Source organism: Microbacterium californiense (genome assembly GCF_047246625.1).
Classification (GTDB): Bacteria; Actinomycetota; Actinomycetes; order Actinomycetales; family Microbacteriaceae; genus Microbacterium.
Window position 1 is genome coordinate 1,607,869 of record NZ_JBFOKQ010000001.1, and the last position, 22,562, is coordinate 1,630,430.

18 protein-coding genes and 2 tRNA genes are annotated in these 22,562 nt (G+C 68.9%); 8 read left to right on the forward strand and 12 right to left on the reverse strand.

Annotation, left to right across the window (positions count from 1 at the left end; translation table 11 throughout):
• Positions 1–58: 58 nt before the first annotated feature.
• The gene (locus tag AB3M82_RS07595; protein ID WP_412956781.1) at positions 59–6,079 is read right to left on the reverse strand and encodes a GH92 family glycosyl hydrolase; all 6,021 of its coding nucleotides are present in this window, start codon (positions 6,077–6,079) and stop codon (positions 59–61) included.
• Between the two features lie 204 nt (positions 6,080–6,283).
• Here AB3M82_RS07595 and AB3M82_RS07600 point away from each other — a divergent pair, with 204 nt between their 5' ends.
• The 6 genes from AB3M82_RS07600 to AB3M82_RS07625 all read left to right on the forward strand — a co-directional run bounded on the left by AB3M82_RS07600 (position 6,284) and on the right by AB3M82_RS07625 (position 11,036).
• Positions 6,284–7,294 carry a LacI family DNA-binding transcriptional regulator gene (locus AB3M82_RS07600; RefSeq protein WP_412956783.1) on the forward strand — a complete coding sequence of 337 codons (1,011 nt, stop codon included), beginning with the start codon at positions 6,284–6,286 and terminating at the stop codon, positions 7,292–7,294.
• A gap of 92 nt (positions 7,295–7,386) precedes the next feature.
• A complete protein-coding gene (locus AB3M82_RS07605) occupies positions 7,387–7,758 on the forward strand; it encodes a DUF6507 family protein (RefSeq protein WP_412956785.1) in 372 nt (123 codons plus the stop codon).
• Positions 7,755–8,738, forward strand: a complete 984-nt coding sequence (locus AB3M82_RS07610) for a hypothetical protein (protein ID WP_412956786.1) — start codon at positions 7,755–7,757, stop codon at positions 8,736–8,738. Before AB3M82_RS07605 ends, AB3M82_RS07610 begins: the two co-directional genes overlap by 4 nt.
• Before the next feature lie 5 nt (positions 8,739–8,743).
• Entirely contained in the window at positions 8,744–9,748 is a 1,005-nt protein-coding gene (locus AB3M82_RS07615; RefSeq protein ID WP_412958021.1) for an alpha/beta hydrolase, read from the forward strand.
• Positions 9,749–9,822: 74 nt separating this feature from the next.
• Complete coding sequence (locus tag AB3M82_RS07620; RefSeq protein WP_412956788.1) at positions 9,823–10,392, forward strand: hypothetical protein; 570 nt, start codon at positions 9,823–9,825, stop codon at positions 10,390–10,392.
• Between the two features lie 77 nt (positions 10,393–10,469).
• A complete protein-coding gene (locus AB3M82_RS07625; RefSeq protein ID WP_412956790.1) occupies positions 10,470–11,036 on the forward strand; it encodes a hypothetical protein in 567 nt (188 codons plus the stop codon).
• A gap of 88 nt (positions 11,037–11,124) precedes the next feature.
• On the opposite strand, the gene ilvD is transcribed toward AB3M82_RS07625, so the two are convergent.
• On the reverse strand, positions 11,125–13,029 hold the full coding sequence (gene ilvD / locus AB3M82_RS07630) for a dihydroxy-acid dehydratase (RefSeq protein WP_412956792.1): 1,905 nt from the start codon (positions 13,027–13,029) through the stop codon (positions 11,125–11,127).
• Between the two features lie 76 nt (positions 13,030–13,105).
• Between ilvD and AB3M82_RS07635 the strand changes: the two genes are divergently transcribed.
• Both AB3M82_RS07635 and AB3M82_RS07640 read left to right on the forward strand, forming a co-directional pair.
• Entirely contained in the window at positions 13,106–13,933 is an 828-nt protein-coding gene (locus tag AB3M82_RS07635; RefSeq protein WP_412956794.1) for a helix-turn-helix transcriptional regulator, read from the forward strand.
• A 162-nt stretch (positions 13,934–14,095) separates the two neighbouring features.
• Positions 14,096–14,599, forward strand: a complete 504-nt coding sequence (locus tag AB3M82_RS07640) for a DUF3253 domain-containing protein (protein WP_412956796.1) — start codon at positions 14,096–14,098, stop codon at positions 14,597–14,599.
• Between the two features lie 3 nt (positions 14,600–14,602).
• Here the strand turns inward: AB3M82_RS07640 and AB3M82_RS07645 are convergent, their stop codons facing one another.
• From AB3M82_RS07645 to gyrA, 10 genes are all read right to left on the reverse strand, one after another.
• On the reverse strand, positions 14,603–15,115 hold the full coding sequence (locus AB3M82_RS07645) for a metallophosphoesterase family protein (RefSeq protein WP_412956797.1): 513 nt from the start codon (positions 15,113–15,115) through the stop codon (positions 14,603–14,605).
• A gap of 6 nt (positions 15,116–15,121) precedes the next feature.
• On the reverse strand, positions 15,122–15,457 hold the full coding sequence (locus AB3M82_RS07650) for a sugar ABC transporter ATPase (protein WP_412956799.1): 336 nt from the start codon (positions 15,455–15,457) through the stop codon (positions 15,122–15,124).
• 112 nt (positions 15,458–15,569) lie between these two features.
• A complete protein-coding gene (gene yiaA / locus AB3M82_RS07655; RefSeq protein ID WP_412956800.1) occupies positions 15,570–16,040 on the reverse strand; it encodes an inner membrane protein YiaA in 471 nt (156 codons plus the stop codon).
• 238 nt (positions 16,041–16,278) lie between these two features.
• Positions 16,279–16,351 (reverse strand) — tRNA-Ala (locus AB3M82_RS07660).
• 26 nt (positions 16,352–16,377) lie between these two features.
• Positions 16,378–16,451, reverse strand: a tRNA-Ile gene (locus AB3M82_RS07665).
• 85 nt (positions 16,452–16,536) lie between these two features.
• On the reverse strand, positions 16,537–17,454 hold the full coding sequence (locus AB3M82_RS07670) for a DUF4097 family beta strand repeat-containing protein (RefSeq protein ID WP_412956801.1): 918 nt from the start codon (positions 17,452–17,454) through the stop codon (positions 16,537–16,539).
• Complete coding sequence (locus AB3M82_RS07675) at positions 17,451–18,140, reverse strand: LuxR C-terminal-related transcriptional regulator (RefSeq protein WP_412956803.1); 690 nt, start codon at positions 18,138–18,140, stop codon at positions 17,451–17,453. The genes AB3M82_RS07670 and AB3M82_RS07675 overlap by 4 nt, the downstream gene beginning before the upstream one ends.
• Complete coding sequence (locus tag AB3M82_RS07680) at positions 18,128–19,396, reverse strand: sensor histidine kinase (protein WP_412956806.1); 1,269 nt, start codon at positions 19,394–19,396, stop codon at positions 18,128–18,130. The genes AB3M82_RS07675 and AB3M82_RS07680 overlap by 13 nt, the downstream gene beginning before the upstream one ends.
• Before the next feature lie 177 nt (positions 19,397–19,573).
• On the reverse strand, positions 19,574–19,978 hold the full coding sequence (locus AB3M82_RS07685; protein ID WP_412956807.1) for a DUF3566 domain-containing protein: 405 nt from the start codon (positions 19,976–19,978) through the stop codon (positions 19,574–19,576).
• On the reverse strand, positions 19,975–22,530 hold the full coding sequence (gyrA, locus tag AB3M82_RS07690) for a DNA gyrase subunit A (protein ID WP_412956809.1): 2,556 nt from the start codon (positions 22,528–22,530) through the stop codon (positions 19,975–19,977). The genes AB3M82_RS07685 and gyrA overlap by 4 nt, the downstream gene beginning before the upstream one ends.
• Positions 22,531–22,562: the final 32 nt, after the last annotated feature.

Here is a 22,562-nt window from a genome sequence, read left to right on the forward strand (position 1 = left end):
AGGCCGCCTCCTCTGGGGAAGAAGGCGGCCTCGTCTTGTGCGGAGGAGCGTGCGGGGGCTACGACTCCGTCCGTCGGCGCCGCATCACCAGCACGCCGCCTGCGGCGAGGAGGAGAAGCAGCACCGCGATCAGGGCGACCGGGACCGCACCGCCCGTGCCGGCGAGGCCGTCGCCGACCGCCCCGGACGCCGTGACCTGGATGGCCACCTCGGCGCTCAGCCCGGACGCCGCGCCGACTGCGATCAGCGTGTGCGCGCCGACCTCGGCGTTCGCGGGCACGGTCACCTGGATGCGGAAGGCGCCGGAGGCGTCGACCACCACATCGGTCAGGTGGATCGGCTCGGAGTACAGCGTGACCGACACGGTCTCGCCCGAGGCGAAGCCGCGACCGGCGAGCTCGACCGTCCCGCCCTGCACCACGCTCTTCTGCGCGGCCACGATCTCGGGCTGGAGCACCGGGGTGCTGCGGACGTCGAGCGTGAGGGGGGCGGACTGCGAGGGCTTGAAGGCCTCGTCGTCGGCGGGCACGAAGCGCGCGATGTAGGTGTGCGCGCCGGAGGTCGCGATGGTCACGTCCACCGTGGCCGTGCCTCCCGTGACCGTCGCCGATCCGACGACCGCATCGCCCTCGACGATCTCGACCGTGCCGGTCGCACCCGCCGGCTTCACCGTCGCGATCAGCGGCGTCGACTCCCCGGCGACCGGGTCGTCCGCGCCGGCGGCCAGCGCCACCGCGGTGTTCCGCGGCGCGTTCACGTCGCCGGCGACCCGCAGCGTCGCCCGGGCCTCGACCTTCGAGACGTCGCCGAGCGCGATGACCGGGTAGTCGCCGTCCACTGCTCCGGCGGGAACCGTGATGTCGCCGTCGATGGCGCCGAGCCCGTCGGCCTCCACGATCACCGGCTGCTCGCCGTCGATGCGGATCGACACGCTCTCCTCGGGGGCGAAGCCGGTACCGGTGACCGTCACCGTGTCGCCGGGCTTCGCGGTCTCGGGCGCCTGGATCTCGGGGGTGTAGACCGGCGCCGGGTCCTCGACGGCGATCTGCAGCTGCGCATCCGCCGACCGCACACCATCGTCTGCCGTGACGGTCACCGTGTAGGTGCCGGCCCGAGCGTAGGTGTGGGTGCCGGAGACCGTGCCGTCGACCGCCTCGGCGGTGACGACGGGAGACCCGTCGCCCCAGTTCACGACGACCGACGTCTCCTCGCCCTGGCCGCCGGTGATCGTCGCCAGCGCAGCGTCGAACTCCTCACCGGTGACCTGGGCGTCGACCGCTCCCGCGGTGACCGCCAGCGGAGCGGCCGCGGCTCGGTCGCCGTCCGAGGCGATCGCGAAGATGTGCACGCGACCGTTGTTGAGCGTGCCCGGCTCCTTCGGCATGGTGAGGGACTCGACCACCTTCGGAGCGCCGTCGGCATCGAGGGCGAGGGCGATCGGCGCCGTGGCGTAGATCGCGGTGTTCTTCACACTCGACTCCGGTCCGGTGCCCGAGAGGCGGCCCTCGGAGACCGTCAGCACGGTGTTGCCCTTGTAGGGCGTGCCCGAGGCGCCGACCCAGTCACCGAGACTGATCGTCACCGTCTGCGTGGTGCCGTCGGTGAAGTGCAGCGTGGCCTGCGAGTCGCGGTTGCTCTCGGTCGCGGTGCCGATGAACGCGAGCTGCGTCGCGCCGGCGCCCAGCGACACCTTCACGGTCTGGCCTTCACCGGTGATGTTGTCGGGCGCGCCCGGTGCCACCGCCGGCAGGTCGTAGGTCAGCGTCGTTCCGGGCACCGTGAGAGTCTGACCCTGCACAAAGCCGTCGGCGATCAGCTTGTCGCGGAAGTAGCCGTGACCCTGCGAGTCGCAGTTCGCCGCGACCGCGTTCAGGTCGCCGATGCACTGGTTGTTGAACGCCCCGACGAGCGTCTCGTCGCGGAACGCGGTGACCGTCGCGGTGGCCTGCGCCGTCGCGCCGCTCGAGTCGCGCACGGTGACGAGCGCCGAGTAGCTGCCCGGAGCGGTGAAGGTGTGCGGTGCCGCGACCTTCCACCCGCCGAGCTCGTCCCGGGCGAGCGTCACGTCGTCGACCTCGGTGCCGTCGCCGTAGTCCACGGTGACGGTGTAGCCCTCGGCATCCGTCTCCGTGCCGACGATCGTCGCGAGCGTTCCGGTGAACTCCGCGTCGACGGCGATGCGCTGCGACGCTCCCGCCGTGATCGAGAGTCCGTCGGCGGCGGCGGCCGACGCGAACAGTTCGACCTCCGACAGCGACAGCGTCGCGGCGGTCGTGGAGACCGTGAGCTTCACGGTGGTGTACCCCGAGGCGTCCTTCGCGGTGAAGGGGCGGGTCTGGGTGTCCCAACGGAAGGTCTCACCCTCGCGGCTGTCGAGCTCCGTCCAGGTGGTGCCGTCGAGCGATCCCTCCAGCTTCCAGCTGCTGGGGGCGTTCGCGGTGCTGGCGCTCGTGATCGTGTACTGGCCGATCGAGACCGGTCCGGACTGCGAGGTCCACACCAGCTCCGCCGTGTCTCCCGTGAAGTTCACCTTGGAGTTGCCGTTGTCGTCCACGAGGGCGCCGACGGGCGTGCCGTCGACGGCGGAGAGGATGCCGCGGCCGGCCTTCGTCGCATCCACCAGGGTGGTGGGCGTCTCGAGCTCCTCGTCGAGATCCTTGGCACCCCAGCCGGAGGGCGTGTCGCTCATCGTGAAGTCGAGCGTGCCGCCGTCGCGGAGCAGGTCGCCGTCGAACGTGGTCTCGTCGATCTGCGCGCCGTCGATGGTCACTCCGGCGACGTAGTGCTTGCCCTGGGACGCACCCTTGGCGGTGATGCGGAGCTCCTTGCCGCCGATCGAGACCGTCGCGCTGTCGAACAGCGGGGTGCCGATCGTGTAGTCGCCCGATCCGACCTCGAGCGGGTAGAACCCGAGGGCCGAGAAGACGTACCAGGCCGAGAACTCGCCGTTGTCCTCATCGCCCGGGTAGCCCTGGCCGATGTCGGAGCCGACGAAGAGGCGGTCCTGGATGTCGCGGATCAGCTCCTGCGCCCCCGACGGGTCGCCGGCCTCGGCCAGCACGTACGGGATGTGGTGGGCGATCTGGTTCGACATGCCGAGCATGCCCAGCCGCACGTCTCGTGCCTCGCGCGCCTCGTGGATGCCGGAGTAGTCGGCCTTCTCTCGCTCGGTGAGGAACTGGTGCATCACGTCGAGCAGACCGTCGCGTCCGCCGTAGAGGGCGGCCAGGCCGTCGACGTCGTGCGGAGCGTGGAACCCGAAGGTCCAGGCGCTCGCCTCGGTGAACGCTCCTCCCCATGCCTTCTTGTCGAAGTCGGCGCCCGAGGTCCACGATCCGTCGGCGTTCCGGGAGGTGAAGGTGCCCGCCTCCGGGTTGAACATCTCGACGTAGTGCTCGGCGCGGGCCTCGAAGTAGGTCGCCTCCTCCTGCAGCTGCGCGACGCGCTCGGCCGGGGTGTTCGGGTCTTCGGCGAGCGCCTTCGCCATCTCGGCGATGCCGAAGTCGTTGATGTAGCCCTCGAGGCCCCACGACGCGCTCTCGTGCGTGGTCGCCTCGGTGTACCCGAGGAAGATCGACTGTCCGAGGCCCTTGCGGCCGACCGCGTTGGAGGTCGGGAGGACGGTGGCGTTCTTGACGGCCGCGTCGTACGCCTCGAGTGCCGTCTCGGTGCTGAGGGCACCGGCGAGGTAGGCCTCGGCGAACGCGACATCCGAGCTCGTGCCGGTCATCAGGTCGGCGTATCCGGGGGAGGACCACCGGGCGACCCAGCCGCCGTCGCGATACTGTTGCACGAAGCCGTCGACGAGTTCCTCGGTCATCTCCGGGTAGAGCATCGAGTACAGCGGCCAGGCCGTGCGGTAGGTGTCCCAGAAGCCGTTGTTGACGTAGACCTTGCCGTCGACGATCTTCGCGTTGGTCTGCGTGTCGCTGGCCGAGCCGGTCGTGGCCGAGACGGGGCTGGCGTACTTGTAGACCGGCGCCTCCTCGGTGCCCGTGTTCTCGAACTGCGAGTTGGGGTAGAGGTTCAGCCGGTACAGGCTCGAGTAGAGCGTGACCAGCTGGTGGTCGGTCGCGCCCTCGACATCGCGCACGACGCCGAGACGCTCGTTCCAGGCATCCTTCGCGGCCGTCTGCGCGGCGTCGAACGAGACGCCCTCCAGCTCGAAGCCGTGGTTCTTCTTCGCCTGGTCCTGCGAGATGAACGACGAGGAGATGCGCAGTTCGACCTCGTCGTCGCCCGTCGTGTCGAAGGCGGCGAAACGCGCGGTTCCGTTGCGGTCGCCGACCGCGGTCGCGCCGGCCGAGGCGGGGGAGCGGTCGAAGGTGCCGTACACGAACATGCGCGTGCGTCCGGGCCAGCCGGAGCCGCCGTCCACCCAGCCGCTCACCGTGTCGCCGGTGATCGTCAGCTTCGAGGAGCCGGAGACCTGGTCGAGGAGGATCGAGCTGGTGTCGCCGGTGAACGTGAACCGGTAGATGGCGCCGTGGTCGGTGGCGGTGACCTCGGTGCGGATGCCGTTGTCGAAGGTCACGTCGTAGACGTCGGGCCGCGCGATCTCGTTGTCGTGCGAGAAGGTGAGCTTGCGGTCGTTGAGGTTCGACGTGGGGTTGCCGTTGGCGGCCGGCATGACGGCGAGCTGGTTGCGGTCGCCCATCCAGATGCTCGGCTGGTGCGAGAAGCCGATGCCGTTCAGCACGGGACGGTTCTGGGCGTTGTTCGCCCGCTGGTACTCGTACATCGTCCCGGTGCCCGTCGCGTTGGTCATCGGGGTGATGAAGTTGAAGCCGTTCGGCCACGCGGTGGCGGGCAGGTTGTTGCCGCGCGAGAAGCCGCCGGTGGAGTTCGTGCCGCGGCGGGTGTCGACGTACGACACCAGGCCGTCGCTGATGTCGCGCTCCTCGGCCGTGCCGATCTCGATGTCGTCGAGCCAGCCGGTGAAGGCGGTGGCGCCCGTGGGAGTCTCGATGCCCTCAAGGCCGTCGACCGGGTGGTCGTAGGTGAAGCGGATGTCCGTGACCGTCCGGCCCGCGAACTGACCGAGGTCGACCGTCACCTTGTTCCACTGGTTCGGCCAGAGCACGTTTGCCCGGCCCTGATCGGCGGCGTTGGCGCGATAGCCGTAGGAATCGACGGCGTCGCTCGTCGACAGGAGCGTGGTCTCGGCGTCTCCGTCGCTGAACGCGAGGTCCACGGCGACGAAGGTCGCGGCGTACGTCTGCTCGCCGTCGAGCACCGGGAAGACGAGGTACGACAGCCGGCTGTTCTCCTCGACCGTCACGTCGACGCCCGTGTAGAGGGTGCTGGTCGACGATGCCGCGCCCGCGCCGAGGTGGCGGCCGGAGTACTGCAGCGCCTTGGTTCCCGTGAAGCCCACGCCGGTCTTGGCGGTGTCGGATGCCGTGGGACCGTTGCCGATCTGCAGGCGCAGCGGGCCCGCGGCCGGGGCTTCCTCGCTGACCGTGATCGGCTCGAAGTCGGCGAGCTGGATGAGGTTGGTCGTCGGCGTGCGGTTCTCGAGCACGTCGAGGCGGTAGTAGAGGAACGCGGCGCTCGGGGTGGCGAGCTCGTAGGTGCGGGTCTGGCCGCGACCGGTGAACGACTCGCCGGTGCGCTCGTCGACCGTCGTCCAGTCGGTGCCGTTGTTGGATCCGAGCACGCGGAAGTTCCGGGGGTCGCGCTCCTGGGCGTCGTTGCCCGAGGTGAGCGTGTACCGCTGCAGCGGCTGCGCTGCGTTGAGCTCGTACTGCAGCCAGCCCTGGTTCACGAACGCGAGCCACTTCGTGGAGGCGTTGGCGTCGGCGGCGAAGGCGGCCGCCTCGTTCGGAGCGTTCTGCGCCGAGGCCGTCACGTTCTTCACGTCCGGGAGCATGCTGCCGGGTGCGAACCGGTCACCCGTCACGTTGACGGGCTGTCCGATCGCCGTGAGGGCAGGCGCAGCATCCGCCGCTTCGAAGGACGAGGCGAAGGTGTTCCCTGCCGCAGCTGCGGCCGGGAGCGGCGTCAGCATGGTCAGGGTCACCGTCAGCGCGGCGCCCGCCGCTGCCCAGATGCGTCCTGCGGGTCGTACGTTCCTCACGCGGGGAACCGTCATGGTTGCTCCTCAAACTCCACGGCTGTGTGTCGTTCGCCTGTCGCAGGTTCCGGGACCGGACTGCGCGACGTTTATGACATCGCTGTCATAGATCGAGACACTAACACAGCGGATGCCGCCCGGGGAAGATGCGATCGGCATCGGATGACCCGTCATAATGAGCAGACCATCCGAGGCTGCAGGAGCACGATGACATCACACGAAGGCGCGGCCACCCCCCGTCCCACACTCGCGCAGGTCGCGGCGCGCGCCGGCGTCAGCCTCAAGACCGCCTCGCGCGCACTCGGCGGCGAGTCGTACGTCAGCGACCAGACCCGGTCGATCGTGCTCGCCGCCGCCGCCGCTCTCGACTACCAGCGAAACGCCGCCGCGAGCCTCCTCGCCAGCGGCCGCCTCGCCGACTCCATCGGACTCATCACCGGCGACTTCACCAACCCGTTCTACTCCGCGCTCGCCCAGGCGGTCGAAGACGAGATCCGCCCGCGCGGCATGCACCTGTCGGTCGCGAACTCCCGGGAGTCCGCCGAGCAGGAGACGCGCGTCGCACGCGACCTGGCCGACCGGCAGACCAAGGCCGTCATCACCGTGTCGGCCATGACCGACCACAGCGACTACGCGCAGCTGCAGGCCCGCGGCATCCCCGTCGTCTTCGTCGACCGGCCCGCCGAGAACCTGGCGGCCGACTCGGTCGTGTTCGACAACCGCGAGGGCGGCCGGCTCGTCGCCCGGCATCTCCTCGAGGGCGGCCACCGCCGCATCGCGTTCATCGGCGACTATGCCTGGCTGCCCACCTACCGGCAGCGGCTCGCCGGCATGGGCGACGCGCTCGATGGATCGGATGCCGCGTGGCGCGACCTGCTGCGCACCGACGCCCACGACGTCGCCTCCTCGCGGGAGTGCGTGCGTGAGCTCCTGTCGCTCGACGATGCGCCGACCGCGATCGTCGCCGGCAACAACCGCATCCTGCTCGGCGCCATGGAGGAGATCACCGCCTCGGACGCCTCGCCCGCCGTCATCGGGTTCGACGACCCCGAGTGGGCCCGTGTGCTCGGGATCAGCGTCGTCACGGGAGACGTCGAGGAACTCGGACGCTGCGCCGCCCGTCTCGCACTCTCCCGCCTGGGTGACCGCACGCGCGAGCCGGAGAGCGTCGTCGTTCCCATGCGTCTGATCGAGCGGCGGTCGACGACCGCGGGTTGACCTGTCTTCTATGGGACATTTACGTCCCCATATGGAGTCATCTTTGCTATCCTCGATCGACGCCGCGCGGCGACCGAGGATCGGGGGCAGGGATGAGCGACTATCGGGTCGACCCGGACGGGGTGCTCGGCGTACTCGCCGGGCTCGATGACATTGGGGCGGACTTCGGGACGGCGGCGGTCGACGTCGACACCGCGGCCGACGACGGCGCAACCGCCCTCGCGATCGACGATCGCACGGTCATGTCGCGCGCGTGGAAGTCGTTCATGAACGAGCGCCGCTCGGTGCCCGGCAAGATCATGCACACGATCAACGTCTGCTCCCAGGCGGTGAGCGAGGCCACCCTCGCCGTCGTCGCCGGCGACGACCAGATGGCGACGGCGACTGTGAGTGCGCAGGCGCAGACCGGTTCTCCCTGGGGCATCGCCCCGTCGCACGCCTACATGCCGGCGCTGGCGGGATGAGCGCGATCACGGCCGAGCTGCCGAACGTCATCGACCCCGCCGTGCTCACCGATCTCGGCACGCGCATCTCCTCCGCCGGCGCGAAGCTCCACGAGACCATGGTTCTCGCCAACGAACGGTGGTCGTCTCTGCAGGACGTCTTCGTCGTGAGCAGCGCCGAAGGGGCGTACATGATGCTCGTTCCGGCCACGGCTGCCACGCGCCTGTTCGCCGAAGCGATGACCGCCGCGCAGAGCGCGTTGAGCGAGGCAGCGACCGACACCTTCCCCACCCTGCGCAGAACGCGGGAGCAGCTCGCGGCGCGCATCATCACGGTCAACGCGCAATGGGATGCCGCGCAGAGCGGTCTCGAGTCGGCGAACACCGCCTACTGGTCGGCCTACGAGTCGGATCCCGCCTCCGACACCACGAGGCGGATGGGCACCGCGCAGACGGATGCGACGGATGCCTGGCGGGCCGCCGATGCGGCGGTCGAAGAGCTGAAGGCCGACATCCGCGTCTTCATCCGCGACCTCGACGACGCCGAGGCCGACCTCGCGCGCAGCCTGGGAAAGATCAGCGGCGGCGACACGGTGACGGGAGCCTGGGGCGAGGAGGTGCGGGTGTCGCAGGCGTCATGGGGCGACAGCGTGCGCCCGTATCCCGGGGGCCCCGCGACCGAGGTCGGGTTCGCCGACCGCCTACGGGATCGACTCTCTACGAAGGTGGCGAACGCGATCTCCTGGCTATCGTCGGCCGACCCCGAAGTGGTGGAGGACTGGCTCGCCGACCACCCGGACTTCGCAGGTGCCGTGGGCTTCGTTGACGTCGCGGTGGCAGCGAAGCTGTGGAACGACCTAACGAAGAGGTCGGACCGTGATGCGTCGGGGACGTGGAGCGACGGCCCGCTCGCACAGCTCTACGACGTCGCCCCGGCTGCGGTGGGCAATCTCATGGAATCTCGGCAGAGGCACGCGACGAGTTCAACCGGGAATCGTTGACGCAGATGCTGAGCGGGGAGTTGACGGAGGAGCAGCGGGCGCAGTTGGAAGGGGTGCGGGACTATCTCGACGAGCAACGAGAACGCGATCCCGACGTCCCTGTCTCCCTCCTCTGCTTGTTCATGGACACGACCGAGGAAAAACCTCGTGCGACTCTCGGGTTCGGAGATGTCGATGGAGCAGACCAGATCACGACCGTGTCGCACGGGATCGAGACCGATCTGAACTCGTTGGAACCTTGGGCCGCGAGCGCTGTCAGCATGCACGACGACCTGAATGACGAGCTCGCCCGCAAGGGCTCGACGGCGTCGTCGGCCGTCGTGCTCTTCATCGAGTGGGACTCGGGCGGAATCAACAACGTCCTCAACATCGAGCGCCCCGACGGCGGCGCCGAACGGCTCGCACAACTGCAGCGCGGATTCCAGACCACGAATCCCGATGCACAGCTCGATCTCGACCTCCATTCGCTCGGCACGACCATGGCTGCCCAAATGATGGCCGATAACCCCGGGCTCGTCGACGACGCCTGGTTCTTCGGATCGGCAGGGATTACCCAGGATGCCGCGGTTGCCCTCGAACGTCAGATCCGCGAGGGTGACCTCACGCTCCATGTGACGCACGCCGACGACGACTGGGTGGCCCCCATCGGGCGGTTGCCCGCCTCCGAGCATCCGGTCGACCCGCGCACCATCGGCGCGGGGGTCGAGACGCCGACCGGAGAAGACAGCGGCAGGCCGCAGATCTTCTCGTCGAACGGAGGATGGGTCGAGGACTACCGCAGCCCCGAGGGTGAGAGGGGAGAGCGGACCGAAGGCCACAACTCGCAGCGGAGCGAAGAACTCATCTATCTCTTGGAGACAGAGCGCGAAGTAGCTCCCGGCGTCACACTGCCCATCTACCACTGGGACGAAGAGGCCGTCGGCTACCTCGACCCCGTCTCGCAGTCGTACAAGCAAGCCATCGTCGACCACGTCAAGGCGATTCTCGCCGGTGAGGCGGACGACAAATGACCCGGAGACGACCCACCGCTGTCGCGGCGAGCGTGGCTGCGCTGGTCTTCGGACTGACTGGATGCGGAGAACCGATGACCGATGGAGATCTTTTGGGACAGGCGCGTGACGTGAACTTCACGTTCAAAGCCGCACTCGCCGAGGTGCAGATGCAGGTGCTCGATGGCGAGTGGAAGGTCACCTACTACGGCGGGTCCCCGAAGATGTGCGGAGACAGTGGATATAGCTTCGCGTTCCAGCGCGCGACGCTTCCTCATTGGAAGTTGAACGAGCCCACCGGTGATGCCGCCGATCGCATCGCAGCGTGGCTCGACGAGAACGGGTGGGAGAACATCACCACTCAGGGATACTCCGGCGACATCGCTGACATCGTCATCCAAGCCGAGAAACCCGACGCCTACGTCGATCGACTCATGATCGACATCAGCCCGGACCCCGACACATACGACATCGCCACGATCACAGCCGAAACTGCCTGCTTCACGACCGATGTGGACCGTCTCGACGCGTTACTCGAACCCGGTGCGGCGGAGGATTCCGAAGATCTCGAGAGGGTCCCCAGCACCGAGCATCCCACCGCGAAGCCGAGCTTCGGCTACACCCCCGACGGCAAGCGCCGCTTCTGGGATACGGACGGCGAATGAACAGGGCGAATCGACGCAGCGCTGTCGCGGTAATCGCGACGGCACTATTGATCGGACTGACCGGATGCGGAGAGCAGATGACCGACCAGGAACTCCTCGAGAAGGCGCGCGACGTGAATTTTGCTTTTAAGGCCGCCCTCGCGGACGTGCAGGTGCAAGTCTTCGACGGTGACTGGAAGATCTACGACTATGGCGCGACGCCGTCGGATTGCGGGGACGGGCGCTACGACTTCACGTTCAAGCGCCGCACCGTTCCTCACTGGAAGCTGGGGGAACCCGCTGGCGACGCAGCGCACCGCATCGCAACGTGGCTCGATGAAAACGGCTGGGAGAACATCACCACTCAGGGCTACTCGGGGGATATCGACAACATCGTCATCCAGGCCGAGAAGTCCGACGCCTTCGTCGACCGCGTCGTGATCGACCTCAGCCCGGATCCCGGAACCTACGACATCGCGACCGTCTCTGCCGAGTCCACTTGCATCCAGGGAGATCGTGAGCGACTCAACACCGTGCGCCGTCCAGGCCTGCGCACGGAAGAAGAGGTCCTCGAAGACGTTCCCAGCACCGAGCATCCCACCGCGAAGCCGAGCTTCGGCTACACCCCCGACGGCAAGCGCCGCTTCTGGGACGACGCCGACTGACGTCGCCTCGGATGGCCGGAGAACTCCCTCTGGGCGGAGAACCCCGCCTGAAGCATCTCCGTCACCGAGAGATCCGCCGCACCCGCGTTCAGTCCAACGCTGAAGCCGCCCGCACCTCCTGCTCGCGCATCGCGCGCTCCACGGCCTCGACATCGCGCACCGCGCCACGGTCGGCCGAGGTCGCCATCGCCGCATACGCTCGCAGCGCCAGCGAGACGGGGCGCTGGCGATCCACCGGACGGTAGCCTCCGGCATCCAGCAGCCGCGCACGGCGCTCGGCCAGCTCGGCCTCGCTGACCTCCAGCGTCATGCCGCGGGTGGGGATGTCGATCGAGATGATGTCACCGTCTTCGACGAGCGCGATCACCCCGCCGGATGCCGCCTCGGGCGAGACGTGCCCGATCGACAGGCCGGAGGTTCCGCCCGAGAAGCGACCGTCGGTGATCAGGGCGCACACCTTGCCGAGCCCGCGGCCCTTGAGGAACGAGGTCGGGTGCAGCATCTCCTGCATTCCGGGGCCGCCCTTGGGACCCTCGTAGCGGATGACGACCACGTCGCCCGGCTGCACCTTCTTGCCTAGGATCTTCGCGACCGCCTCCTCCTGCGACTCGCACACCACGGCCGGACCCGAGAAGACCAGGATCGACGGGTCGACCCCGGCGGTCTTCACCACGGCGCCGTCGACGGCGAGGTTGCCGCGCAGCACCGCGAGCCCGCCGTCGACCGAGTAGGCGTGCGCGACGTCGCGAATGCAGCCGTTCTCGGCATCCTCGTCCAGCGTCGTCCACCGCTCCGACTGCGAGAACGCGCTCGAAGAGCGCACTCCGCCGGGAGCCGCGAACCACAGATTCTTTGCGGTGTCGGTGGCCGTGCCGCCGCGGATGTCCCAGTCGTCCAGCCAGGCCTCGAAAGACGCCGAGTGGATGGTGCTGACGTCGTGCTTCAGCAGTCCGCCGCGGCGCAGCTCGCCGAGCACGGCGGGGATGCCGCCAGCGCGGTGCACGTCTTCCATGTAGTACATGCGGCCGTAGGCCGGGTTCGGCGCGATCTTGGCGAGGCAGGGCACGCGGCGGGAGATCGCATCGATCTCGTCGAGCCCGAAGTCGATGCCCGCCTCGTGGGCCGCGGCGAGCAGGTGCAGGATCGTGTTGGTCGATCCGCCCATCGCGATGTCGAGCGCCATGGCGTTCTCGAAGGCCGAGAAGCTCGCGACCCCCCGCGGCAGCACCGAGCGGTCGTCCTCGTCGTAGAAACGCCGGGTGATCTGCACGGCGACCTCGCCGGCCTTCTCGTACAGTGCGCGCCGCGCGGTGTGGGTCGCCAGCACCGAGCCGTTGCCGGGAAGGGCGAGGCCCAACGCCTCGACGAGGCAGTTCATGGAGTTGGCGGTGAACATGCCCGAGCACGAGCCGCACGTGGGGCAGGCGTTCTCCTCGATGCGCTGGATGTCGGCATCCGACACCGTGTCGTTCGCGGCCTCGGAGATCGCGTCGACCAGGTCGAGCGTGCGGACGCTGCCGTCGACCAGCGTGGCGCGGCCCGACTCCATGGGGCCGCCCGAGACGAAGACCGTCGGGATGTTCAGGCGCAGCGCGGCCATGAGCATGCCGGGCGTGATCTTGTCGCAGTTCGAGATGCAGACGAGCGCGTCGGCCTGATGCGCGTTGACCATGTACTCGACCGAGTCGGCGATCAGGTCGCGCGAGGGCAGCGAGTAGAGCATGCCGCCGTGACCCATCGCGATGCCGTCGTCGACCGCGATGGTGTTGAACTCACGCGGGATGCCGCCCGCCGCACTGATCGCGTCGGAGACGATGCGGCCCACCGGCTGCAGGTGCGTGTGGCCGGGGACGAACTCGGTGAAGCTGTTGGCCACGGCGATCATGGGCTTGCCGAAGTCGGCGGCGTTGACGCCGGCGGCCCGGAAGAGCGCGCGGGCTCCGGCGGCGTTGCGGCCATGCGTGACGGTGCGGGAACGGAGAGGGGTGGGCATGGTTCCACCCTCCCGGGTGCGAGCGGATGCCGGAAGACGGCGCTGACACTAGTAGTGGGAGCACTAGGTTTGTTCCATGGCCGTCGACGAGGAGCAGCGCAAGGAACTGGGCGCCTTCCTGCGATCGCGCCGGGAGCAGCTCGACCGCGGCGCTCTCGGCCTGCCGCCTGCCGGTCGCGGACGCACCGTCGGTCTGCGCCGGGAGGAGATCTCGTACCTCTCGGGAGTCAGCGTCACCTGGTACACGTGGCTCGAGCAGGGCCGCGACATCAATCCGTCGCGTCAGGTGCTTGATGCCGTCGCCACCGCGCTGCACCTCACGGTCGCCGAGCACGACTACGCCCTGCGGCTCGCGGGGTTGTCCCCGACGCGCCCCGGATCGGGCTCTCCGGTGGAGACGGCGCCCGGGCACGTGCAGAGGTTCCTCGACGCACTGGAGGAGCATCCCGCCTACGCGTTGGCTCCGGACTGGGGAGTCGCGGGATGGAACGCGGCCTACGAGGCCCTCTACCCGAACGTCGCGACGACTCCCCCTGAGCAGCGCAACCTGCTGTGGCTGATCTTCACCGATCCGGCCGTGCGCGACCTGCTCGACGACTGGGACGACACGAGCCGCCGCTTCCTCGCCGAGTTCCGCGCCGAGGCGGGACCGCGCCTCGGCGACCCGCGCTACCGCGATCTGGTCGGCCGGCTCATGGAGGCCAGCAACGACTTCCGCGACCGCTGGGAGAGTCACGACGTGCGGGGGTTCGAGTCGCGCGAGCGCGTGTTCCGGCATCCGACGCTCGGTCGCCTCGTGTTCGAGCATCACCAGCTCCGTCCCTCGGACCAGACCGACATCCAGCTCGTCGTCTACACCCCGGCGGATGCCGCGGCGCGCTCTCGCTTCTTCCGGCGCGGGTAGCCCCCGGCCCCGGGCGATCGGGGCGGGGAGATCGGGGCCCAGGGGCCAAGACACGCCCTGTACGCGCGCGGGGATGCGGCGTGTCCTGACCCCTCGCGACGTGCCGACCCGCCCGCGTCAAGACCCTTCCCGTCGAGCCGGTGCTGCGCGCACAGTGGGGTGATGGGCACCACCACACAGGACCGCACCGAGCCGGAGCGCACCCCGGACGGTCACCACTTCGTGATCGATGGGCGACGTTGGCGTGCGACCGACCCCTCGATTCCCGACAGCTTCCGTCAGGAGCTGGTCGACGAGCTCATGGCTGCGCGGCGTGCGGTCAAGAGCAGCGAGGCGGATGCTCGGGCGCGGGTGCAGGACGCGAAGGTCGCCCTCGGCGAGCGCGGCCACCCGTGGTGGGAGGATGCCGCCGGCAGCGGCTTCGATGAGCGGATCGCTGCGGCGACTCGCGCTCTCGTGCGCAAGCGGGCGGAGTCGTCGATCTGCCCGAGCGACGTGGCGCGGACGGTGGGCGGCGAGGACTGGCGCTCGCACATGGACGACGTGCGCCGCGTCGCCCACGCCCTGGCGGCCCGCGGCGAGATCGTCGTGACACAGAAAGGGCAGCCGGTGCGGATCGATCAGGCGCGCGGTCCGGTGCGGATCATCCGGGGTCCGGCCCTCTGACGTTCAGCCTCGGGAGACCGGAACGAGCCTGACATCCCGGAGCCCGTCGCCGTCGACCGTCGCCGTCATCATGGTGCAGACCGGCTGGCGCCGTCGATCGGTCGGTGACCCCGGGTTGAGAAGGCGCACGCCGCGAGGTGTGCGGGAGTCCCAGGGGATGTGGCTGTGTCCGAACACCAGCAGGTCGAGCCCCTGGTCCGCATACGTCTGATCCATGCGGGCCTCACGGCCGGATGCTGCGCCCGTCTCGTGAACCACCCCGACTCGGAGCTGGTCGATCGTCTCGACCGCGAACTCGGGAAGCCGGGCTCGCAGCTCCGGTCCGTCGTTGTTGCCCCACACGGCGATGAGCCGCCGCGCACGCGTCTGAAGGGCGTCGAGGGTGGCGACATCCACCCAGTCACCCGCGTGCACGACGGCATCCGCCGCATCGACGGCTCGCCACACGTCGTCCGGCATCCGCTTCGCCCGCGTCGGGAGGTGGGTGTCGGAGATCAGCAGCAGCCGCGTGACCACGAGCGCTCAGGCGTCGTTGGGTCCGAGGTCGCCCTCGCCGTCCTCGCCGAGATCCACGATGAGGGGGTCCTCGTCCTGGCTCTCCGGCTGCAGTTCGCTCTCGGGCTGGTCGAGCCGCGGAATCTGATCCTCGTCGGAGTCGATCTCGTCGGGGTCGGCTCCGGTGGCGGTGTCGCCCTCCGCGTCCACGTCTTCCCCGGCGTCCAGGGCTTCGGTGCGCTCCCACTCGGCCTGAGCCGGGTCGTCCGACGGATCCGCGTACGACGTGGCCTCGCCCTCGTTCACGGGCTGGACCGCATCGGGGTCCTCGACGATGTGGGTGGGTCGGTCCTGAGCATCCATGATGCCTCCTCCTGTCGAGTCGGAACTGATGTCTTCCACTCTGCCGGGAGGATCGGATCCCCGAGACGGGGTTGACGATGGCGGATGCCGCGACTAGCCGAGCGGCTGTCGGTCAGGGCGCCGGGGGCGGCGGGAAGAGGGGCGGCCGCGGACCGGCGGGGGAGGGCTCGCCCTCACGCGCCGCCGCGAGGTCGCGCACGTTCTTCTGCACGGCGACCACGGCGAACAGGCTCATCGCGAAGCCGATCCCGTAGAAGCCCTTCTCGGAGAGGAGGAGGTCGGCGTTCCACAGCCCCACGGTCATGAGTGCGAGGGCGGCGACGAGCATGCTCCACGAGACGCCCAGGTACACCCCGGTGACGGGCACCTCCTCGGCGCGGTCGCGCACCGCCTTCTGGACCGAGACGGCGGCGAAGACGCCGAGCAGGAAGACGGCGAAGTAGAAGCCCTTCTCGGCCAGGGTCATGTCGGCGTTGTAGAGGCCGATGAAGAACAGGGACGCCCCGATCCCGAGCGCGACCCACGATGCGCCGACGAATGCCGCCGTCGGGCGGGCGGGTGCCGGCTGCTTCTGCTGTTCCATGGAAGTCCCCTCCGTACGAGTGTGCGGTGCGCCGACGACCGCGGCGCGGCGGGATCGACGCCCTGCAGTCTCGCACTTCGACCGCGCCGTCGGGGGGAGAAACCATTGGAATATCGATGTACTTGAAAAGGAGACCGGAACAGGGGAAAGTCCAGCCACGAGAGGGCAGGTCGACCGTCACCCGAAAACACGAAAGCCCCGCCGGAGCGAGGCTTTCGTGAACTGTCTCAACACAGTGTGGAGCCTAGGAGATTCGAACTCCTGACATCCTGCTTGCAAAGCAGGCGCTCTACCAACTGAGCTAAGGCCCCGAAGGGGGATTTCTTGAGTTTCAGAGTGGGGCTACCAGGACTTGAACCTGGGACCTCTTCATTATCAGTGAAGCGCTCTAACCGCCTGAGCTATAGCCCCGTCAACCTCCAAGACTTTACCGGAGATCCTCGCAAAAACCGAATCGAGGGCGGGAGCCTCGAGGAGGCCCCGCCCTCGATCCCGTTCAGCGCTCGGGACGGATCGTCACACCCCCGGCCGAGAGCGACACGTCGATCGTCCGCCGGGCGCTGGAGGACTGGTCGACCGTGGCGTCGAGCGATCCGGCATCCGTGCTCTGCGTGAGGGCGTACTCGACGTCGGGAACCGTGAGGTCCACCGACCCGGCGCTGACGTCGATCGTCGTCGAGTCCGGCGCCGTGCCGGTCAGCTCGACGCGGAGGTCGCCGGCCGAGACCTTGAGCGCGGCCGTCTCCACACCGTCGAGCAGGATGTCGGCGCGTCCCGCGCTCATGTCGACGTCGAGACTCGACGCCGAACCGGCCACGGTGAGGTCGCCGGCGCTCACGTCGAGATCGAGGGCACCGAAGTCGCCGTCCACGTGGAGACTGCCCGCATCGAGCGTCAGGTCGCCGTCGATCTGAGCGTCTCGGAGACTGTCGGGAAGGGTGAGGACCACGATCTCCTCGTCGCCGAACCAGTTGCCGAACCACCAGCCCCACCGCGTCTGCGGGCTGCGGACCGTGAGCTGATCGCCGTCGCGCTCGAACGTCCACGCCGGACCACCGTTGGTGACCTCGAGGGTCGCCTCGTCGACGTCGCCGAACTCGACGTGCACGCTGCTGGCGTCGGCATCGAGCTCGAGCCGGTCGATGCCCTCGACGTCGGCCGTGTATGTCTCGTCCGCGGTGGCACTCGAACGGAGGTCGTGCGTCGCCGCGACGGCCGCACCGCCTCCCGCCCCCAGCAGCGCGAGGCCTCCGATGACGGCGGTCACGACCACGATCGCGGTCGGGCCGCCCGATCGACCGGACCCGGTGGGACCGCTCGGGTTCGGGGGACCCACCGGCGCCGCGGAGTCGGCGGCGGGCGGGGGAGTGAGCGGGGTGTGGCCGCCCTGGTAGTCGTTCTGCTCGGTGGTCATCGTGCCACTCCTGTCGGTCCGGTCGAGGGAGTCCGTCCCCCGGTGTTCTCGATGTGGGCGAGGGCCGCGAGCACGCGTCGGTTGCCCGATTCGCCCTGCTCCAGGCCCAGCTTCTGGAAGATGGAGGTGATGTGCTTCTCGACGCTCGCCTCCGAGACGAAGAGCAGCCCGGCGATCGCCTGGTTGGACTTCCCCTCCGCGATGAGCGCGAGCACGGTGCGTTCGCGCTCGGTGAGCCGCAGCATCCGGTCGTCGCGGTTGCGACGGGTGAGCAGCTGCGCCACCACCTCGGGGTCCAGCACCGTGGCGCCCTCGGCGATCCGCTGCACCGATCCGAGGAACTCGGCGACGTCGGCCACGCGGTCCTTCAGCAGGTAGCCCAGCGGCCCGCCCTGGGCGGCGATGAGGTCGGAGGCGTAGCGCTCCTCGACGTACTGCGAGAGCACGAGGATCGCGAGCGACGGATGCGTCGAACGGAGCCCGAGCGCCGCTCGGATGCCCTCGTCCGTGAAGGTCGGGGGGAGCCGTACATCCAGGATGCACAGCTCGGGGTCGACGCTCGCGACCGTCTCGGTGAGTCCGGTGGTGTCGGGGAGGGCCGCGACCACCTCGTGGCCGGCGTCCTCGAGCAGACGCACGAGCCCCTCGCGCAGCAGGACGGAGTCCTCGCAGATCAGGATGCGCATGGCACGTTCACCTCCAGGCTGGTCGGTCCGCCGTGCGGGCTGTCGAGACGGAAGGTCCCGCCCGCGGCGAGGATGCGGTTCGCGATGCCGTCGAGGCCGCCACCGGGCTGCACCTGCGCGCCGCCCATGCCGTTGTCCTCGACGCGCGCCCACAGGGTGTTGCCCTCGCGGATCCGCACGGTGACCCGAGCCTCGCTGGCGCGGGAGTGCTTGGCCGCGTTGGTGAGCGATTCGGCGATCGAGAAGTACACGGCCGCCTCGGCCTCCCTGCTGCAGCGCCCGTCCATGCGGACGTCGAGGCTCACGGGGATGTGACTGCGCCCGGCGAGCGCCGAGAGCGCGGCATCCAGTCCCCGGTCGTCCAGCACGGAGGCGTGGATGCCGCGGGCGAGCTGACGCAGCTCGGTGATGGCCGCCTTGGTCGAGGTGTGCGCCTCGGCGATGAGCTCCTTGGCCGAGGCCGGGTCGTCGTCGATCTTCTGCTGCGCGAGGCCGAGCGTCATGCCGACCGAGACCAGTCGCGGCTGGACGCCGTCGTGGAGATCGCGCTCGATGCGCGTGCGCTCGACATCGGCGGCTCGCACCGCCCCCTCGCGCTGCGCGCTGCTGGCCCGCACCTGCTCGGTGAGCTCCGTCTCGCGACTGCGCACCACGATCGCCAGTGACAGCGTGCGGTGCAGCAGAGCCAGGCCGATCATGCCCGCCACCGACGCGGCGATGCCGAGGATCGCCACCAGGGGCGCCCACACCACGGGGATGCCGCCCCCGCCGAACGGTCCGACGATCGCCTCGGCGTCGGTGAGCGGGGCGAACGCGATGATCGCCGACCACACGATGGCCGTGAACAGGCGGATCACGACGACGCCGAGGATCGCGGTGATGGCGAAGTTCGCCAGCGCCCGCCACATGCGGCCGTCGATCGCCTGGCGGCCGAGGGAGCGGAGCCAGCCGCCGAAACCGGGACGATCACGCCGACGCCAGTGCAGCGGGGCGATCGGGGTGCGGTACAGAGCGCCGACGCGGGCGATCTCGAACCACCCGACGCCGAAGAGCGCGTACACGAGGCCGACCAGCAGGACGAGCCCGATGCCCGCCGCGAAGAGGAGGCCGATGCCGGTGCCGAGGAGCCCGCCGAGAGCGGCGAAGATGAATCCGCCGAGCGCGCCGACGGCCGCCAGATGGAGGATCGTGAGGAAGAGGCGGTACGGCGGCTTCACGGCCGTCGCCGGCGGCGGGGTCGCAATCTGTGAGGTCATGCTTCCACGGTACGGCGGCCCCGTTCGAGCCGACACCGAGGCATCCGGACACCTGCGTTCGGGGTTTCCCTACCTATGGCGCCCTTCGTCTCGTCGCTCCGTTCCTCGCTGCGAGACGAAGGGCGCAGACACGAGAAAGGGGCGGATGCCGCAGCATCCGCCCCTTTCCGAGAGAAGTCAGTTCGACATGAAGCCGACGAGCAGACCGCCCGTGACCTTGACCGCCAGGTTGTAGATGCCGGCGACGACCGCGCCGAGGACCGTGAAGACGATCAGGTTGAGGATCGCCACGACCGCCGCGAACGCCATCACCTGCGGCAGACCGACGATCTCGGTGAGCTTGAACGAGTTGTCGGTGAGGTTGCGGATGAACTCGTCGGCCGTACCCATGACGCTCGTCGCCTGCAGCACCAGGTAGATGAGGAAGAACGAGACCATGGTGACGACCGCGAGCGCCACGGCGCCGAGGAACGACAGCTTCACGGCCGACCAGAAGTCGACGTAGACCAGGCGCAGGCGTACCTGCTTGCCGCCGGTCTTCCGCGTCGACTTCTTCGCCAGCTTGTCGGCTACTGTGCTCATGCGTCTGTGCTTTCCTCGGGGGTCGTGGTGTCGGCGACGCCTGCTGCGGCATCCGCCTCGGCCGAGTCGTCATCGTCGGAGAGGCCCCGCTCGCCGTTGCGAGCGATGGCGAGGATCCGGTCGGCTTCTGTCGTCCGTGCGAACACCACTCCCATGGTGTCTCGGCCCTTGGCGGGCACCTCGGCCACGGCAGAGCGTACCACCTTGCCGCTGGACAGAACCACCAGGACCTCATCGTCCGCGGAGACGATCAGACCCCCGGCGAGGGTGCCCCGATCGTCATTGAGCTTCGCGACCTTGATGCCGTATCCGCCGCGTCCCTGCACGCGATACTCCTCGACCGCGGTGCGCTTCGCGTACCCTCCATCGGTCACCACGAACACGAATCTGCCCGGGGCGGCGACGGATGCAGAGAGCAGGCTGTCGCCCTCGCGGAACTTCATTCCCTTGACCCCGGCGGTGGCGCGGCCCATCGGGCGAAGCGCCTCGTCGGTCGCCTGGAAGCGCACCGACATGCCGCGGCGGCTGATGAGGAGGATGTCGTCCTCCGCGTCGACGAGCAGCGCGCTGACCAGTTCGTCCTCGTCGTTCAGACGGATGGCGATCACGCCGCCCTGACGGTTCGTGTCGTACGCCTCGAGACGCGTCTTCTTGACGAGGCCGTCGCGCGTGGCGAGCACGAGGTACTCGGCCACGGCGTAGTCACGGATGTCGAGGACCTGGGCGATGCTCTCGTCCGGCTGCAGCGCGAGGAGGTTCGCGACGTGCGTGCCCTTCGCGTCGCGGCCGGCCTCGGGCACCTCGTACGTCTTCGCCCGGTAGACGCGTCCCTTGTCGGTGAAGAACAGCAGCCAGTGGTGCGTTGTCGTCACGAAGAAATGCTCGACGATGTCGTCCGCGCGCAGCTGGGCGCCCTTGATGCCCTTGCCGCCGCGGTGCTGCGACCGGTAGTTGTCGCTGCGCGTGCGCTTGATGTAGCCCTCACGGGTGACCGTGACGACCATCTCCTCCTCGGCGATGAGATCTTCCATCGAGACGTCGCCGTCGAAGCCGTGGAGGATGTGCGTGCGCCGCTCGTCGCCGAAGCGATCGACGATGGCGGTGAGCTCCTCACGGATGATGGCCCTCTGCCGGGACTCGTCGGCGAGGATCGCGAGGAAGTCGGCGATCTGCGCCTCGAGCTCGGCGGCCTCGTCGATGATCTTCTGCCGCTCGAGCGCCGCCAGACGACGGAGCTGCATCTGGAGGATCGCGTCGGCCTGGATGTCGTCGATCTCGAGCAGCGACTTCAGTCCGGTGCGCGCGTCGTCGACGGTCGGGGACCGGCGGATCAGCGCGATCACCTCGTCGAGCGCGTCGAGCGCCTTGAGGTAGCCGCGCAGGATGTGCATCCGCTCCTCGGCCTTGCGCAGACGGAACTGGGTGCGGCGGACGATGACGTCGATCTGGTGCGCGATCCAGTTCGTCACGAAGCCGTCGATCGCGAGGGTGCGCGGCACGCCGTCGACGATCGCGAGCATGTTCGCGCCGAAGTTCTCCTGCAGCTGCGTGTGCTTGTACAGGTTGTTGAGGACGACCTTCGCGACGGCATCCCGCTTGAGGACGACGACGAGACGCTGACCGGTGCGGTCCGACGACTCGTCGCGGATGTCGGCGATGCCGGTGATCTTGCCGTCACGGGCGAGGTCGCCGATCTTCACCGCCACGTTGTCGGGGTTGACCTGGTACGGGAGCTCGGTGATGACGAGGCAGGTGCGACCCTGGATCTCCTCGACGTTGACGACGGCGCGCATCGTGATCGAGCCGCGGCCGGTGCGGTACGCCTCGTGGATGCCCTTGGATCCGAGGATCTGGGCGCCGGTCGGGAAGTCCGGACCGGGGATGCGCTGGATCAGGCCGTCGAGCAGCTCCTCGCGGGAGACGTCCGGGTTGTCGAGCGCCCAGAGCGCCGCCTCGGAGACCTCGCGCAGGTTGTGCGGCGGGATGTTCGTGGCCATGCCGACCGCGATGCCCACCGAGCCGTTGACCAGGAGGTTGGGGAAGCGGGCCGGCAGTACCGTCGGCTCCTGCGTCTGACCATCGTAGTTGTCGGTGAAGTCGACGGTCTCCTCTTCGATGTCGCGCACCATCTCGAGCGCCAGCGGAGCCATCTTCGTCTCGGTGTACCGGGGAGCCGCAGCGCCCATGTTGCCGGGCGAGCCGAAGTTCCCCTGGCCGAGGGCGAGCGGATACCGCAGCGACCACGGCTGCACCAGACGAACGAGGGCGTCGTAGATCGCCGAGTCGCCGTGCGGGTGGTACTGGCCCATGACCTCGCCCACCACACGGGCGCACTTGGAGAACGACTTGTCGGGGCGGAAGCCGCCGTCGTACATGCCGTAGATCACGCGGCGGTGCACCGGCTTCAGACCATCGCGCACGTCGGGCAGCGCGCGCCCCACGATGACGGCCATGGCGTAGTCGAGGTAGCTGCGCTGCATCTCCGACTGCAGGTCGACCTGGTCGATCTTGCCGTGGTCGTGCTCCGGCTCGGGGCGTACTTCGTCAGTCATCAATCAATCTCTCTGTCACACCTGATCTGCCC